The 15,713-nt window shown below is 68.0% G+C and carries 13 protein-coding genes and 1 tRNA gene; 6 read left to right on the top strand and 8 right to left on the bottom strand.

Going from position 1 to position 15,713, the window contains the following annotated elements:
- Nucleotides 1–18: 18 nt before the first annotated feature.
- Nucleotides 19–1,014, bottom strand: a complete 996-nt coding sequence (locus ABZ193_RS24675) for an SDR family NAD(P)-dependent oxidoreductase (protein ID WP_027936091.1) — start codon at nucleotides 1,012–1,014, stop codon at nucleotides 19–21.
- Between ABZ193_RS24675 and ABZ193_RS24670 the strand changes: the two genes are divergently transcribed.
- Nucleotides 962–3,181: a CocE/NonD family hydrolase gene (locus ABZ193_RS24670; protein ID WP_084506120.1), complete on the top strand. Its 2,220-nt coding sequence runs from the start codon at nucleotides 962–964 to the stop codon at nucleotides 3,179–3,181. The genes ABZ193_RS24675 and ABZ193_RS24670 overlap by 53 nt on opposite strands.
- Here the strand turns inward: ABZ193_RS24670 and ABZ193_RS24665 are convergent.
- From ABZ193_RS24665 to ABZ193_RS24645, 5 genes are read right to left on the bottom strand one after another with little or no spacing between them, the layout of a single operon-like run.
- On the bottom strand, nucleotides 3,148–4,659 hold the full coding sequence (locus ABZ193_RS24665) for an MFS transporter (RefSeq protein ID WP_020419498.1): 1,512 nt from the start codon (nucleotides 4,657–4,659) through the stop codon (nucleotides 3,148–3,150). The two genes, ABZ193_RS24670 and ABZ193_RS24665, sit on opposite strands and share 34 nt — an antisense overlap.
- Nucleotides 4,660–4,668: 9 nt before the next feature.
- Nucleotides 4,669–6,609 (bottom strand): CocE/NonD family hydrolase, encoded by a 1,941-nt coding sequence (locus ABZ193_RS24660; protein ID WP_020419497.1) that lies wholly within the window; start codon nucleotides 6,607–6,609, stop codon nucleotides 4,669–4,671.
- A gap of 31 nt (nucleotides 6,610–6,640) precedes the next feature.
- The gene (locus ABZ193_RS24655; RefSeq protein ID WP_020419496.1) at nucleotides 6,641–7,399 is read right to left on the bottom strand and encodes an SDR family NAD(P)-dependent oxidoreductase; all 759 of its coding nucleotides are present in this window, start codon (nucleotides 7,397–7,399) and stop codon (nucleotides 6,641–6,643) included.
- The gene (locus ABZ193_RS24650; protein WP_354711641.1) at nucleotides 7,392–8,489 is read right to left on the bottom strand and encodes a beta-ketoacyl-ACP synthase III; all 1,098 of its coding nucleotides are present in this window, start codon (nucleotides 8,487–8,489) and stop codon (nucleotides 7,392–7,394) included. The genes ABZ193_RS24655 and ABZ193_RS24650 overlap by 8 nt, the downstream gene beginning before the upstream one ends.
- Nucleotides 8,470–9,516, bottom strand: a complete 1,047-nt coding sequence (locus ABZ193_RS24645) for a nucleotidyltransferase family protein (RefSeq protein ID WP_020419494.1) — start codon at nucleotides 9,514–9,516, stop codon at nucleotides 8,470–8,472. The genes ABZ193_RS24650 and ABZ193_RS24645 overlap by 20 nt, the downstream gene beginning before the upstream one ends.
- 205 nt (nucleotides 9,517–9,721) lie before the next feature.
- Between ABZ193_RS24645 and ABZ193_RS24640 the strand changes: the two genes are divergently transcribed.
- The 5 genes from ABZ193_RS24640 to ABZ193_RS24620 all read left to right on the top strand — a co-directional run bounded on the left by ABZ193_RS24640 (nucleotide 9,722) and on the right by ABZ193_RS24620 (nucleotide 13,073).
- Complete coding sequence (locus ABZ193_RS24640; RefSeq protein ID WP_354711638.1) at nucleotides 9,722–11,101, top strand: hypothetical protein; 1,380 nt, start codon at nucleotides 9,722–9,724, stop codon at nucleotides 11,099–11,101.
- Nucleotides 11,102–11,205: 104 nt separating this feature from the next.
- Nucleotides 11,206–11,970 (top strand): alpha/beta fold hydrolase, encoded by a 765-nt coding sequence (locus tag ABZ193_RS24635; RefSeq protein ID WP_354711637.1) that lies wholly within the window; start codon nucleotides 11,206–11,208, stop codon nucleotides 11,968–11,970.
- A gap of 44 nt (nucleotides 11,971–12,014) precedes the next feature.
- A complete protein-coding gene (locus tag ABZ193_RS24630) occupies nucleotides 12,015–12,242 on the top strand; it encodes a hypothetical protein (RefSeq protein ID WP_020419491.1) in 228 nt (75 codons plus the stop codon).
- Between the two features lie 36 nt (nucleotides 12,243–12,278).
- Complete coding sequence (locus ABZ193_RS24625) at nucleotides 12,279–12,950, top strand: methyltransferase domain-containing protein (protein ID WP_354711636.1); 672 nt, start codon at nucleotides 12,279–12,281, stop codon at nucleotides 12,948–12,950.
- A gap of 36 nt (nucleotides 12,951–12,986) precedes the next feature.
- Nucleotides 12,987–13,073, top strand: a tRNA-Ser gene (locus tag ABZ193_RS24620).
- An 89-nt stretch (nucleotides 13,074–13,162) separates the two neighbouring features.
- Here ABZ193_RS24620 and ABZ193_RS24615 read toward each other — a convergent pair.
- Nucleotides 13,163–14,653: a site-specific integrase gene (locus ABZ193_RS24615; RefSeq protein WP_354711635.1), complete on the bottom strand. Its 1,491-nt coding sequence runs from the start codon at nucleotides 14,651–14,653 to the stop codon at nucleotides 13,163–13,165.
- A 19-nt stretch (nucleotides 14,654–14,672) separates the two neighbouring features.
- Nucleotides 14,673–14,885 carry a helix-turn-helix domain-containing protein gene (locus ABZ193_RS24610; protein ID WP_354711633.1) on the bottom strand — a complete coding sequence of 71 codons (213 nt, stop codon included), beginning with the start codon at nucleotides 14,883–14,885 and terminating at the stop codon, nucleotides 14,673–14,675.
- Nucleotides 14,886–15,713: the final 828 nt, after the last annotated feature.

Here is a 15,713-nt window from a genome sequence, read left to right as displayed (position 1 = left end):
TCGGCTCCGCCAGAGGGATCATACGTGGTACCTCGTCGCGTGACGGGTGTCCACGCGTGGCCGCATCCAACGGGCGGTCTCTTCCAGGCCTTTGGCCAGGGGCCAGGAAGCTCGCCAGTTGAGCAACGTTCCCGCTTTGGTGGGATCGGACAGGAGTACGTCGACTTCGGCTGCCGGCGGGCGGGCCCGCCGCTTGTCCGTGACGACCTCGGCCTCGGACCCCGTCACCTCGCAACACAGCGCGAACAGCTCGCCGATCGACACCGTCTGCCCAGTACCCAGTTGCACGAGCGACCCGGGACTCAGCCGCGCCGCCGCCATCGCCAGGAACCCGTCCACCGTGTCCTCGACGAAGGTGAGGTCACGGCGGGGGGCGAGGTTTCCGAGCCGGACCTGACGCGCACCCGCGAGGAGCTGGCCGAGGATCGTGGGGATGACGGCTCGGGCGGACTGCCTGGGGCCGTAGGTGTTGAACGGTCGCAGTGTCACGACGTTCGTACCGTACGTCCGCGCGTAAGCCTCGCACATCTGGTCCGCGGCGATCTTCGTCGCCGCGTACGGCGACTGTCCCCGGAGCCGATGTCCCTCCGTGATCGGAATTGTCTCCGGGGTGCCGTAGACCTCACTCGTGGAGGTGTGGATCATCTGCACCTCCCGCGCGTCGCGCACCGATTCCAGCACGTTGAGAGTTCCCCGGATGTTCGTCTCCACGTACGACTCAGGTGCGTCGAAGCTGTACGGGATCGCGATCAGGGCCGCGAGGTGGAAGACGATCTCGGTGTCCCGTACGGCGTTGGCCACGAACCGTCGATCACGGATGTCGCCCAGCCGCACGTCCACGCGCGCCAGCTGGTCGTCGGCGAGCTCGTCGAGCCAGCCGAAGGATCCGTTGGGGTTGTACGCGCAGAACGCGCGAACCTCGGCACCTTCCCTGAGCAGACGATCGACCAGGTGGCTGCCGATGAAGCCGTCGGCACCGGTAACCAAGACGTTTCTTCCGGAGAACGAACCCACAGTCGGCCCCTCGTCGTCGCATCGGCGGCACGATCGTCCGCGCCCGTGCACGTGTCACCGCCCATGGTGTGGGATCGGCGCCGGGTGCGACGAGGCCCCGATTTACGCTGCCGCGACGTTGACAGATCGACGTCTCCCTTCATACGATACGTCTGTTTCACTCAGCGAAATCTCCGTACGAGGGTTGTTCAGGGGAGCCATGGGACACGAGGCAGGACTCGCCGGTGAGCCGGGCACAGCCGATCCCGTCGACGTTCGCGAGGTTCGCATTCCCTTCGCTGACGGATCGGGGTCGCTCGCGGCTGATCTTTATCCCGCATGCCGGGCAGATCGGGCTCCGACCATCGTCACCATGGTTCCCTACCGCAAGGACGTGGCAGGAGGCATCAGCTACGACCACGCCTTCCGCTGGTTCGCCCGGCGCGGGTACAACTGCCTGCTGGTCGATTGCCGCGGGACCGGCTCCTCCGACGGGCCGGCTCTGCCTCCGTTCGCCCCAGAGGAAGCCGACGACGCCCTGCAGGTGATCTCCTGGCTGGAGCTGCAGGACTGGTGCGACGGCAGTGTGGGCATGTGGGGAAGCTCTTACGGTGGCATGACCGCGATGAAAGCGGCGGTTCGCAAGCCCCGTGGCCTGAAGTGCATCATCGCCATGGTGGCGATGACCGATCCCGAACTCGACTTCGTCCACCCCGCCGAAGGTTCGAGCGACCTTGGTCCATTCGCCATGTGGGGGGCCAACACGCTCGCGCTGCAGCTCCTGCCGCCCGTTCGAACGCCGTCCCGCCAAGACGAACAGCGTTGGGAGGAGCGGTTGAACCTGTCTGGCTCCTACCTCGCTGACCTCGCTGAGCACGGGCCTGGGGACCCGGTGTGGCGCGAACGCGCCATCGATGCCGCATCGGTCAGTGTGCCCACCTTCTGCGTCGGCGGGTGGCGTGACATGTGCACGGACAGCATGATCCGCGCCTATGAGGCCATACCGGCACCCAAAAAGCTGATCGTGGGCCCTTGGATGCACTCGCAGCCCCAGGATTCCTTCGTGGAGCCGATCGATTTCCTCCCGATCGCGCTGCGGTGGTGGAACCACTGGTTGATCGGGGAGGAGACGGGCATCCTGGACGAACCTCCCGTCACCGTGTACGTGCAGAAAAGCAGGCCGGGTTGGCACGCGCTCGACCGCTGGCCCCCGTCGTCGACGACGGCGTACTGGTCAAGGGATTCGGACGTGCCCGAGCTGCGTGAGATGACGGACCGAGCGCACCGGTCCGCCGATGTCGAACACATCGACAGCGACCCGACAGTCGGCGCGCTCAGCGGTTTGTGGGGAGTACCTTCCGCGGGGTACGGACTTCCCCAGGACCAGCAGGAGGACGACGCGCGTTGCCTGTCGCTGACGACGAGGCCGCTGGACAAAGGCCTCCTGCTGGTCGGACGACCACACGTCGAGGTCACGGTGTCGCACCGAAGTGGCGACAGCGAAGCCGCTCAGCTCTTCGTTCGACTCACCGACGTGGACCCGGCTGGCCGTTCACATCTGATCACGGCGGGCGCCTCTCCGGTGACGGAACCGGGAGCCATCAAGATCCCTCTTCGCGCCACTGCTTACCAGGTAGCGGCGGGTCACCGTGTCCGCGTCAGCCTCAGTACTGGCGACTTCCCTCGGATCCGGCCAAGGCCGGAGGCAGCCGAGCTGAAGATCACCGATGTTGTCGTGGAGACCCCATCACCGCGTGACGCGCTCGAACGATCACTCGACCTGCCGCCGCCGGCACCTCGACCGGTCACCTCTGATGATCGGTACGATCCGGCCTGGTCCATCAGACCCGACCGCTTGAACCAGCGGCTCGAGGTCGTTCTCGGACACGACTCGTCCGGCCGGATGCCGTCGGGCCAAGTCCTCCGAGCCCACCGGGAAGTCCACGCCGAGGTGTCCAAACGCGCACCGGCCGACGCCGCGATCCGGGCGCACGAGGAGCTGGTCGTCCAGCGCAACGGCACGACACTCGCCCGGGTTGGCGTCGACCTCCACCTGTCCGCCGGCGACTTGATCGCGCACGCGGTTGTCGAACGAAACGGCCTGCCGGTGTTCGAAGGAGGATGGTCGTTCCGCTCCGCACGGGAGCCGCACGGTCACGAGACAGTGTCCTCCGAGCTCAGCACGTGACGTGAGCGCACCGTGCTCGCCGCGACGACCGCAGCCACGCAGGCACCAGCCGCGATGAGCAACATCGTGCTCTGGAAAGCTGCCTGGTAAGCGCCGCGCGCAGCGACTTCCCACTGCGCCGCGGACTGTCCAGCGGGTTGCGCGAACCTGCCCGCAGCCACTCCCGCCAATACCTCAGGGGGGAGCGGGCCCACGGCCCCGGTGAGCGACGTGCCGACGCGGGTCTGGAAGAACACACCGGTGAAGCTGAGTCCGAGTACCACACCGAGCTGCTGCAGACACTGGTTGTGGCCGGACGACAGGCCGGCACGTCCCGGCCCGGCCTCGTGCAGGACGACCATCAACCGCACCGGATTCCACAGGCCCATCCCCAGGCCGAACAGGACCATCATCGGCAAGAGCATCGCCAGTGAGTCCAAGGGGCGGACAAGTCCGGCGAGCACACCGCCTGCCGCGACGAACGACATCGAGGTGATGAGAATGCCGCGCGGTGAGCAGATGCGCAACAGCCGGGCCGACGCCATGTTGCCCGCCCAGATGAGGATCGTCCACGGCAGCAGCGTCAGTCCAGCAGTCGCCGGTGACAACCCCAGACGGTTCTGCAGGTAGGCCATCGAGAAGAAGATCGCCGGCACCGAGGTCGCCCCGGTGAGCAGCGCCAGCAGTGACATGCCGTTGGTGGTGATGCTGCGGAACAACGAGAGGTCGAGGAGGGCATCAGCGCCACGGCGAGCTTCAGTGAGGAGGAAGGCAGTCATGGCGACCACGGCGGCAGCCAGAACGACCCAGACCAGCGTGCCACTCACCGGCTGCTGCCCAATGCTCATCGCCGAGACCACCGTGAGGGTGATCGCGACGATCATCAACGCACCGCCCGTCCAGTCGGTGGCAACGGCTTTCCGGCCCGTCGCGACGGGCACGTGCCGCTGAAGGGCCCACCCGATCAGCAGGCACAACGGAACGTTGATCAGGAATATCAGGCGCCAACCGCCGAGCAGGACAAGCATGCCGCCGACCACCGGACCGAAGGCCATCGCGAAACCCGCGACCGAACCGAAGACGGCCAACGCTCGGGGGCGGGATCTTCCCGTGAACACTTCACTGAGAAGCGCTGGACCGACAGCGAGCAGGGTGGCACCACCGACCCCCTGGACGGCTCGCGCGGCGATGAGCAACTCCGTGTTCCCGGCTAGACCACAGGCCAACGACGCCGCAGCGAACACGCACAGACCGGCCGTGAAGGTCCGCTTCCTACCCCACCGATCCGAAACCGAACCGGCCAGCAGGAGGAACACCGCCAGTGCCACCGCGTAGGCATCGATGACCCACTGCAGCTCGTGGAAGCCGGCCCGGAACTCCTGCCCCAGTGCGGGGAGCGCGACCTGGACCGCGATCACGTCTAGCTGCACCAAGCCGGCAGTCGCCGCAACGGTCGCGAGCGACCACCGCCGCGTCGTCACATCCTCGAGGACACGCAATGTCGCTCCTCAAGCTGTCCAATGCCGTGTGATCACCCGGATGCCGTTGACCTCGACCAGCCCTTCGGCCCGCAACTGGTCGTCTTCGACGGTCACCCGCGCCTCCACGATCACGTCGTCGCCCGACTCGGTACGGACCGACGCGCGGCCGGACCCCTTTATCTCGGTGCTCGTCGCATTCCGGTCCGAGACCGTCGCGCGCATCGTGCGATCAATGATCAGCAAGTGCTCGCCGCCGGACTCGTATGGAGCCCCCTCAGTCGTGTCGATCCGCACAGCCGCGCCGCCGCTCACGTGGTCGCGGGATGTCTCCCACACGGGGTCCGGCAGTTTCACCCGGCTCGTTCCTCCCGTCGATTTCGCGGGTCGAGGCACGGCAACGGGTCGCAGGGTGCTCTCCTCCAAGATGGGCAGTTCGAGCCGCGACCAGTGTCCCTTCGCGCCGGAAAGCCGGTTCGCGGAGGCGACAGCGAGGCAGGAAGGCCCATTCACCGGCCAGAGCCGGGGAAAGTCGTTGTCCGCCAGTACCAGCCGCAGGCGGTGCCGCCGCGCCACCCGGTAGCAAGTCGAGTTCATCGTGACGGTGACTTCGTCCCGCGTGCCGGGAGTCAGACCGGCGACGCCGACAGCAATAGCCCGTGAACGCCCCGCCTCGTCGACGTCGGTCAACTTGGCAACGCAACGTACCGCTGTCGTGTCCTCCCCGCACACCAGTCGTAGAACCGGCCGGCCGGTGATGATGAGGTCCTCCGCCAGCGCATCGCTGGTGAAAGCCATCGACCGTCGATCATCGTCGGTCTGGTCGAGCGGGTAACCGAACACCGCGGTCGGCGTCGTCCACAAACCCGTCAGGGCACCGACGGTGGAATCGTTCTGATGGGCCGCGATGGCTTCGTCCTCGCCAGTCGCCCCACGCTCATCCACCGGCGCCAGTTCGTCCACGCCCATTACCGCATAACTTCGCACAACACTGTCCGGAGGTGGCCATGCTCGCGGGGTGTACCAGCCAGGGCGCGTTCCCTCGAGATAGATCATCTCGTCGTGGTCGGCGCTGTTACCGGTCTCAGCGTCCCGGAGCCACCGGTCCCACCAGTCACACGTCAACTCCGCCGTGCTGACCGGCTCCCTCGGAGACGCGTCGACGAAGGTGTGGAGCCACGGACCCGCGAGCAGCTTCTTCGGCACGGAGAGCTCCTCGTAGGCTTGGATCATGTTGTCGCAGTAGACGTCCCGCCACCCAGCCACACAGAAGGTCGGGACCTCGATGCGCCCGATGTCCACAGCACGTTCCCGCCAAACCGGGTCGCCCGCCTTGTTGCGCCACGCGTCGAGCACCAGGGGTGTGAAGCCACTCGCCCGCGCTTTCCAGCGTCGCCCATCGACGTCATCGCCCGCGCGCAACGCCGGCATCATGCTGAAGATGATGTCCAGGAGCGCGAACCGTCCGAAATATCCGATCCCCCCACGCTGGTGAGCAGGGTGGATCAGATCTCGCTCGATGTCCGTCGCGGCGAGCATGGCCACAACGGCCTTCAGGGACGGTGGCCGCAGGCTTGCCGTTGCGAGTGTGAGCATCCCGCCGTGCGACGACCCCCACATCCCGACCGCTCCGTCGCACCAGCTCTGGTCAGCGATCCACTCGACCACCGCAGCCCCGTCCTCACCCTCGCTCGGACTGAGCAACGGAACCGCCTCGCCATCGGACGAACCAGTCCCCCTGGTGTCCACGAGAAGCGAGGCGTATCCGCGCTTCGCGAAGTAGCGGAGAAATCGTCGGACACCCATGCCGGCCATCGCATCCTTGCGGACACTGTGCATGGTCACGACGGCAGGACACGGCTTGGTGACCAGTGGCATGTAGATGTCGGCGGCCAAGCTCACCCCGGGTGAGCTCGACGGAATCCGCACGTCCTTCACGACGATGACATCGAACTCCTTCGGGGGATTCACCGATCGTCCTTCACGCACATCGGCTCGGACCTCATCCAAGGCCGTACCCCCCGGAGACCGTGAGCACTTCGCCGGTCAGGTAGCCACATCGAGCGCCACTGAGGTACATGACCACGTTCGCCAGTTCCTCGATCGAACCCAGCCTGCCTTGAGGTGTCTTCGCGAGCACTTGCGTCCTCAACCGCTCGTCGCTGCCGAAGGCGGACCCGAGGCCGATGTCGAAGAAACCGGGTGCCACCGCGTTGACGAGGATGCCGTCCACAGCCCAGTCGACGGCGAGTGCGCGGGTGAGGCCCTCGATCCCCGCCTTCGAAGCCACGTAGGCGCTGAGGCCTCGCCGGGGCACTCGCGCCATGATCGAGGAAGTCAGCACGAGACGACCCCTGCCTGTCGCCGCGAGGTGGGCGTGTGCGGCACGGGCCGTGTTGAAGGTTCCTGTGAGGTTGACATCGATCACGCGACGCCACACATCGTCCGAAAGCTTGTGCGCACGGTGGGACGGCAGGGACACTCCCGCGTTCGCGACCACGGAATCGATCCGGCCGAACTGCTCGGCAACGCCCTTGATCGCGGTATCCGTCTCAGCGGGATCGGAAACATCGCAGCCGAATGTGGTGACCTCGGTGGGGAGGTCGTCGGCCAGGCGCTTCAGCGCACCGATATCCCGCGCGAGGAGCCCCAGCCGTGCTCCGCGCTGAGCGAACGCGCGGGCGAGCTCGCTCCCGATGCCGCGACTGGCTCCGGTCACGACGACCACGCGACCTGCGAAATCCATTGCGTCGTCAGTCATGGGACGTCTCCTCGCCATGTGTGTAGGCCCAAGTCAGGAGAGCGCCGCCCCAGCTCATTCCACCGCCGAACGTCACGAGCACGACCCGGTCGTCCTCACCGATCTGCCCGCCGCGCACGGCGTGATCGAGGGTGATCGGCACTGATGCCGCCCCGGTGTTCCCGAAGTGTTCGACCGTGCGGCACATCACCCCCGGCGCGAGCCCGAGCGCGGAGTCGAGTTCAGCGAGCATCACACCGTTGGCCTGGTGCGGCACGAGGTGCTGGACGTCGTCGAGGGTCAGGCCGGCCCGCTTGAGGAGTTGTTCGACCACCTCCGGCATGACCTGTCCGGCGAGTTCGCGCACCGGCCTGCCGATCATCTTGAAGTAGTGCAGGCCGTCAGCGAGTGTCTGCGGGGAAGCCGGTCGCCGGCTCCCGCCTGCGGGCACCTGGACGAGATCGGCCCGCTTCCCGTCACAACCGAGAAGCGTCGTGTGGATACCACGATCCGCGTTCGTCTTGCCCAGCACGACCGCGCCCGCTCCATCACCGAACAGGACCGCCGTCCGCCGGTCGTCGTAGTCGAGGATGCGTGAATAGATGTCGGCACCGATCACGAGCGCCTTCCGGCAACTGTCGTCGGCGAGCAACATGCCGTGAGCGACAACCAGGGCGTAGACGAAACCGGAGCAGACCGCGTCGACGTCGAAGGCTGCGGCCCGGTCGGCGGAGATGTTCGCCTGCACCAACGCGGCGGTGGCCGGAATCGGCTGGTCCGGAGTGGACGTGGCGACGATGACCAGATCCAGCTCGTCCGGACTGGTGCCCGAGCTCTGGAGCGCTCGTCGGGCCGCGGCTGTCGCCAGGTCCGAGGTCGCCTCACTCCCGTCCGCGACACGCCGTTCCCTGATGTGCGTCTTGTCGACGATCCATTGGCCCCCTGTGCCGAGGCGATCACCCAGTTCCGTACTCGTCAGGACTGTGGGCGGCAGGTATGAGCCGGTGCCCAACACGACGGTCTTCATCATCGGAGTGCTCGTTTCCGCTCTGCTCGCGAGTTTGCAATGTGTGTACGACTGGTGATCGCACTCATGCCTGGCCCCGTGCACGTGCCAGCTCGTCGGGTCTCCCGATGTCCTGCCAGTCGTCCCGGAGAGACCAGGAGCAGACTCGTTCACCGCGGCTGATGCAGTCCACGAAGAGCTCGGTGATCGGATACAGCTGCCCGTGCGGCACCCGGGACAACAACGCCGGGTCGATCACGTAGATTCCGGCGTTGACCTCCCAGGTGGGGGTCGGCTTTTCCACGATGCGCACCAGTTCGTTCCCATCGCATTCGGTGACCCCGAACGGGATCTGGTGTTCGTACGTGCTGGTCGCGATGGTCGCCACCGCGCCGCTGCCGGCGTGGGCGTTCAGCAACCCATCAACGGAAAACCCGGTGATCAGGTCGCCGTTCATCAACAGCAACGGTTCCGCCGGCGCGTATCCCAGTTCACCGAGCAGACGCAGCGCTCCGCCGGTGCCGAGTGGCACGTCGGGGTCCTCGCGCAGGTATTCGATGGAGCAACCGAATTGCGAGCCATCGCCGAAGTGTTTCTCCACGATACTCGCGAGGTAGTTGACGGACAGGAAAATCCGTTCGATGCCCGCACCGACGAGATGGAGGACCAGACGCTCCAGAATCGGGCGACCCGCGACGGGGAGCATCGGTTTCGGAATGGTCTTCGTCAGTGGACCGAGTCGCGTTCCCTTGCCACCAGCCATGATTATCGCCCAGTTGGGGCGCTTTCGCACGCCGAGCACACGGTTCTCGATGTGCAGGCCTTCGACGTGCCCTTCGTCGTCGAGGATCGGCACCTGGCGCAGCCCGAGGGCACGCATCAGGTCCAGCACTTCGGCACGGCCCGACTTGGATCCGACGGTCATCATCGGCGGCCGGATCAGGTCGGACACGGGGTCGCCCAGATTCGCTCCTTGCAGCAACGAACGCCGCAGGTCGTTTTCGGACACCGCGCCCAGAAGCTTGTGTCGGGTGTCGGTGACCAGGACCTCGCTGATTTCGTGCATGTCGATGACCAGCAGCGCGTCACGGACAGTGGCGTCCGGGCCTATCAGTAGTTCCTTGAGGCACATACTTCACCCATTCATCCGGTCCCCAGCACAAGTCGATGTTTCCCAACGGTGACGGCGGACAGCCAGGGGACGAGTTCACCCAGCAGCGGGCTCAGCGCGCCGGGGGCGCAAAACAGATGAAAGCGTGCGCGAAACGTACGGTGCGGGGGCCAGGGGCGGAGCTACGGTCGTGGCCCAATCGGCGGAACTAGGAGCCCTGAAGATCATGGAAGTGGACCTGAACCAGCCCATCTCGCACCTGATCCGGGCCGCTCGGCGGGAGCGGAAGCTCAGTCAGTACACCCTGGCGCGCGAACTGGCGACCGTTTCGGGGCGGCCGACCGTCACGCGTGATCTGGTGGCCCGTTGGGAACGCGGGCACCAGATCCCGCGGCTGGGCACCCGACGATGGCTGTCCGTCGTCCTGCAGGTGCCCCAGGAACGGCTCGACCAGGCGGCCGCGGCCGCCCGGCGGCGAAATCGGCTCGGGCACGCCGTCGTCACCGACAACGCGCCCGCCACGCCCGGGCCCGCGCGCCGCGCGCAGGGCACCCCGGCCCTCCTCCCGGTCTTCCGGTCGCGCGTGCAAGCCGGCATCCTCGCGGCCACGCTGCTGAACCCGGACCGCTCGTTCAGCCTCACCGAACTGGCCGAGCACTCCGGCAGCTCCCTCGCCTCCGTGGACAAGGAGAACAAGCTCCTCGAGAAGGCCGGCATCCTCACCAGCCGCCGCGAGGGCACGATCCGCCTGATGCGCGCGTCCGGGGACGGGCCGCTCGCGCGCCCGCTCGCCGAACTGCTGCGCCTCACCTACGGCGTCCCCCAGATCCTCGGCGAGGAGTTCGGCAACGTGCGCGGCGTGCTGCGCATCCTGGTCGGCGGCGTGTGGGCGGACCGGTTCGCCGGCCTGCCGGGCCCGGCCCCGGAGAGCATCGAACTGCTGGTGTCCCTGCAGCCCGGCGCACCCGCCGACGAGCAGGGCCTGCACACCGCCGCGCGGCGCGCCGAGCAGCGGCTCAAGCGCCCGGTGAGCTTCTCGATCGCCGCGCCCGAGCGTGGCCTGGACGGCCTGCAGATCCCGCGGCAGCGGCCGGGCCACCCGGTCGTCGAGATCGCGCCCATCCCGCCCCGGCAGGTGCCGCTGGCCTCCGGCGTCGGCCTCAACGGGCACGACGTCGTCATCCAGCTGGTGCGGGCCGGTCACCTCGACCTCGTCGGCGGGCCCGCGGCCAACGGGCAGCCGTTCCTGGACCTCGCGGCCAAGCACATCTCCTCGGCCGAACGCCTCGCGGAGGTGTCGCCGGACTCGGCGTTCCTGCTGCTGGCCAAGGCCGCGCAGCTGATCGGCTCGGGCCTGCTCGCCCGGCAGGGGCTGCGGCCCGCGCTGTCCGCGCCGGAGCAGGTGGTCGGCACCGCCGTGGCGGCCCAGTTCGGGCACCAGTTCTCGCAGATCGAGCTGCTCCGCCAGCGGGCGCGGGAACTGGACATGCCCACCAGCCGGGACAGCCACATCCTGCCCTCGGAGGCCAAGACCTACCTGGGCACCGTGCGCACCCTGCTCGCGGCCGCCCGCGAGGTCGCCGGCAAGCTCGCCCTGTTCCACTGATCGGGGTCGAAACGAAACCGATACCGGGGCGGCGAAACGAAAATGTCGGTACCCACGGCTAACCTCGCAGCAAGTGGACGACCACCTCGACGGGGAGGTGTGCGATGACGGTTCTGCGTACGGTCGCGGGTGAGATCGCGAGTGTGGTGACGCACGCGGTCCGGTACCCGGCGGGCATCGGACGGCGCTGGGCGATCCACCCGGTCCGCCGGAGCGTGCCGGCGCCGGTATCGGGCCGCCCGCTGGTGGTGCTGCCCGGTCTGGCCGACAACACCGCGATCTTCACCGACCTGAAGCTCGCGCTCGACCGCTGCGGCGCCGGGCCGGTCGTCTCGTTCAGCTACAGCCTGCTGCTGCGGGACGTCCGGTCCGCCGCCGCGCGGCTGGCCGGGCAGATCGAGCAGCTGTGCGAGGTCACCGGCGCGGCGAAGCTCGACCTGGTCGGCCACAGCCTCGGCGGCCTCATCGCCCGCTACTACGTGCAGCGGCTCGGCGGGCACGAGCGAGTCGGCACCGTGGTCACCGTGGGCACGCCGCACGGCGGCACGGTCGCGGCCTGGCTCTTCTCGCCGATCCCGCTGGCGCGCCAGCTGCGCCCGGGCAGCGACCTGCTGGCCGAGCTGGACCGGCCGGCGCCGGAGGTCGCGACGAAGTTCGTCACGTTCTCCAGCGACGGCGACGAGCTGGTGCTGCCCAGCCGCCACGGCCGCATCGAACACCCCGACCTCGACGTGCGCAACGTGGTGCTGCCCGGGGTCGGTCACCTGGCGCTCGCCGCGCACCGCCAGGTCGTGGAGGAGATTTGCGCGCTGTCCGCGCCCGTCGCCGCCCCGGACGACGACGGGGAGACACTCACCCGGTCGGCCTGACGGGGGCGACGATGGAACAACGACGAAACCTCTCCCGCCGCGCGATGGCGATGCTGCGTGCCGTGAGCGCCGGCCGCGCGGAGATGACGTGCAGCTCGGAGCCGGACCTGTTCATCGACGGGCTCCCCTGCTGCGACCAGGTCACGGCCCACCTGCTCGCGCACGCCGGGTTCGTCTGCCCGTCGCGGCCGGGCCTGCTCGGCCAGCGGGTGGGCGTGCGGCTGACCGAGGCCGGCCGCGAGATCCTCGCCGCCCCACCCGAAGCGGCCTGAAAAAAACCGCTGGCCACGGCCGACACAATCAGGGGCATGACCGGACCGTGGATGCTCGACGAGCTCGCCCATGCCGGGCCCGAACACCTCGACCCCGGCTTCGTCGCCGGTTTCGATCGCAAGCAGGGCCGGCCGGACCCGTCGGAGGACCTCGCCCTGCTGGACGGCCGCACCGTCGTCGACCTGGGAGCGGGCACCGGCCGCTTCGCCATCGCCGCCGCGGAGCGGTTCGACCGGGTGGTGGCGGTCGACGTGTCGCCGGCGATGCTCGCCGTGATCCGGTCCGCGGGGCTGCCGAACGTCGAGTGCGTCCAGGCCGGGTTCCTCACCTACGAGCACCTGGGCGAGCCGGCGGACGCGGTGTTCACGCGGCACGCGCTGCACCAGCTGCCGGACTTCTGGAAGGCGATCGCGCTGCACCGCATCGCCGGGATGCTCCGGCCGGGCGGGCTGCTCCGGCTGCGGGACCTGATCTACGACTTCCAGCCGGGCGAGACGGAATCGGCCCTGCGGGACTGGTTCGACCAGGCGGCCACCGATCCGGAGACCGGCTACACCCGCGACGACCTGGCCGAACACGTGCGGACCGAGCACAGCACCTTCCGGTGGCTGCTCGAGCCGATGCTGGACGCCGCCGGGTTCGAGGTCCTGGACGTGCAGTTCACCGGCCGGGTCTACGGGGCCTACACCTGCCAGAAGCGGGTCTAGGCGGAGCGCGCCGAGGCCTGCTGTACCCTTCTCAGCGGAGGATTGGCCGAGCGGCCTAAGGCGCACGATTGGAAATCGTGTTGGGTGTAACAGCCCTCACGGGTTCGAATCCCGTATCCTCCGCCGCTGAACAGGCAAAACGCCGGGCGACCCGCACAGGGTGCCCGGCGTTTCGCCGTTGAGGGTGCAGTTTGGGTTGCAGTTGGCCCCTGTCAGGCGGGGATCGGCACCCCCGCCGGGCCGTCGTCACCGTCGCCGAGCAAGGCAAACAGGGGCCGCGCCAGGTGGTCGGGAAGCGAGCCAGCGAGCCGCCGGATGCCCTCCCGCTGGTCCTCGGACAGCTCCGGGCCGCCGTCGTCCGCAGCCGCGCTGGCGTCGGCCCAGATGTGCCCACCGACTTGCTCCGCGACGGCGGTCACCAGGTCGTAGGTGACGTGCATGTACCGCTTCGCGATCCCGGCGTCCGACCAGCCCATCAGCTCCATGACCGCGGGCAACGGCACCTTGAGCACGAGCAGCACCGTCGCGGCCGTGTGGCGGGCGTCGTGCAGCCGCGCGTCACGGACACCGGCCTCTCGCAGCAGTGCCTTCCAGGCCCGGTGATCCTCGGTGGGGTGGACCGGTCGGCCGAGCAGGTTCGTGAAGACCCACCCGCCTTCCTCCCAGAGGTTCGCCGCCCGCTCGCGGTCCTGCTCCTGCCGGGCCCGGTGCGCCTCCAGGGCTTCCACGACCTGGTGCGGCACGCCGACCGTCCGGCGGCCCGCTCGTGACTTCGTCTCCGAGGCCACCACTCCCCCGCCGTGCCGGTCCGGGCAGTGCGCGCCGAGCCGGTGTCCGCACGAGCCTTCCGGTTGGCAACCGTGCCGCCAGGTGCGCTGTTGCAGGGCCCGCCGGATCGTGACGGTCCCACTCCCCCGGCGCGCAGCACATTCCTTCGGGCTCAACTTCTGTCGGCACGCACTGTTCCGGACGCACCCGTGTTTCCAAGTGATCGAGATATCCGACCACTTCAATCCGAGCGCTTCGCCACGGCGGAGTCCGAGTGACAACGCCACGACGTACCGCGCGCCATTCCGCATGGCCGATGCTGCCTCGATCAGTCGCCGAGCCTCGTCCTGCGAGAACGGCACGATCTCCTCTTCCTCGATTCGCGGCGGTTTCGCGATGCGCGCCGGGTTTTCGACGATGTGCCGACGGCGCACAGCCTCATTCAGCGCCGCCCGTACGGTCCGGTGTGCCAGGTGGACAGTGCCGGGCCGCAGAGCGGGTTTTCCTTTGGGCGTGTAGTTCTCTTCCTGCATCCTGCGGTAAAGCGCCTCCAGGTGTTCGGGTTGCAGCTTGTCGATTCGATGTTTGCCGATCCCCGGAATGAGGTGGTTGTAGACCGACGATCGGTAGCCGACCATTGTCGTGTGGCGCACGGACGGAGCCGCGATGTTCTCGACCCAGTATCGCAGCCACTTTTCCACCGTCCAGGCCCGGCCGGGCTTGCGGACTTTCCCGCTGTCGCGCATCCGTTCCAGCTCGCGAACGGCTTCGATGACTTCCGCCTCGCTCGACTTCTTGACGTGGCGACGGTCCGGCTTCCCGTCGTCATGGACGCCCATGGTGACCCAGCCGTGCCACTTGCCGTCCTTGCCGAGGTAGATCGAGCTGGCACCGTTTGGCCGGCGGGTGCCTTCGGGTCGTTTCTTGCGTGCCATGTCGTGTCCCCCTTGGTGGTCAGGCAGCGGCGGGCTGCTCGGCGGTGAGTTGTTCGACGTAGGCCGTGAGCGCAGCGGCCGGGACGCGCCGGAGGTGTCCGATCCGGACGGTTGCGATGTGTCCGGCCTTGATTAGCGCGTACATGGTGGTGCGGCCGACGCTGAGGGCGCGGGCGGCCTCTTCTACGGTCAGCAGAACCCGGCCGGGGTCGGTGATGTGGGCGGTGTCCATCTGATGCGGCTCCCGTGAGTGGTGCTGGTGATGGGGGCGGCAGATGGCATGGTGGTGCTCCTTCCGTGATGCGGGCAGGGTGAATCGGCCGGTGAGTCCGGCGCGGTGGCGTGAATATTCACGCCGGGCTGGTCGGGCCCGTTCACGTTGCCTGGGCTGCGAGAAAGGGCGGGACGTGAATGGAGTGAGTGAGGTGAGCGGCGCGGCGAAAGCGGCCTGAGTCCGGGTGTTCGTCGCCCGTGGCGCGTTCACTCACTCGTCCTGCGCGAGTTACGGCCCCTACGAGCCACCAGCCCCCGCTTGCCGGGGGTACGACGCCCGCCGTCCCGGTTCCGAGCTGCGCCGTAACTCCGTAACTTCGCGCTTATCAGCACGGGTTACGCCCCCCGTCCAGGCACGAGTTACGTCCGTAACTCGCTCGCCGACCGTAACTCGCTCCGTAACCCGGTTCGGCGCTGTCGGGGAGGGAGTGGGGCCCTGGGTTTCCGACCCTCAGGGCTTCAGGCACGGACCGGACGCTAGGCGCTAGCTTCCTGGTCGTCGGGGTTACGAGCCGCTAGCGAGGATGCTAGATCTAGCGTCGGCGGACGCTAGCGCTCCCCGCGACGCTAGGGGCGTCGGCCCGCGACGTTCGCGGCCGCATCGGCGGATTCCGGGCATGGTCCTCCAAGAGGGTCTAGGACTCTAGGTCGCTGGTCAGCACACGCATGGGGGTCTAGGGGTGGGGTCTAGACCTAGGCCGTGTCTGACAATGTCTTTGTCCAGGTGATGGTGTCGTGGATGAGGATGGCGGTGCGGTAGAGCGTGGCCAATTTGTCGTAGCGGGTG

Origin of the sequence: Amycolatopsis sp. NPDC006125, from assembly GCF_040614195.1 — a bacterium.
In the GTDB taxonomy this organism is placed as follows: domain Bacteria; phylum Actinomycetota; class Actinomycetes; order Mycobacteriales; family Pseudonocardiaceae; genus Amycolatopsis_E; species Amycolatopsis_E tucumanensis.
This window is presented reverse-complemented; position numbering and strand designations above follow the sequence as displayed.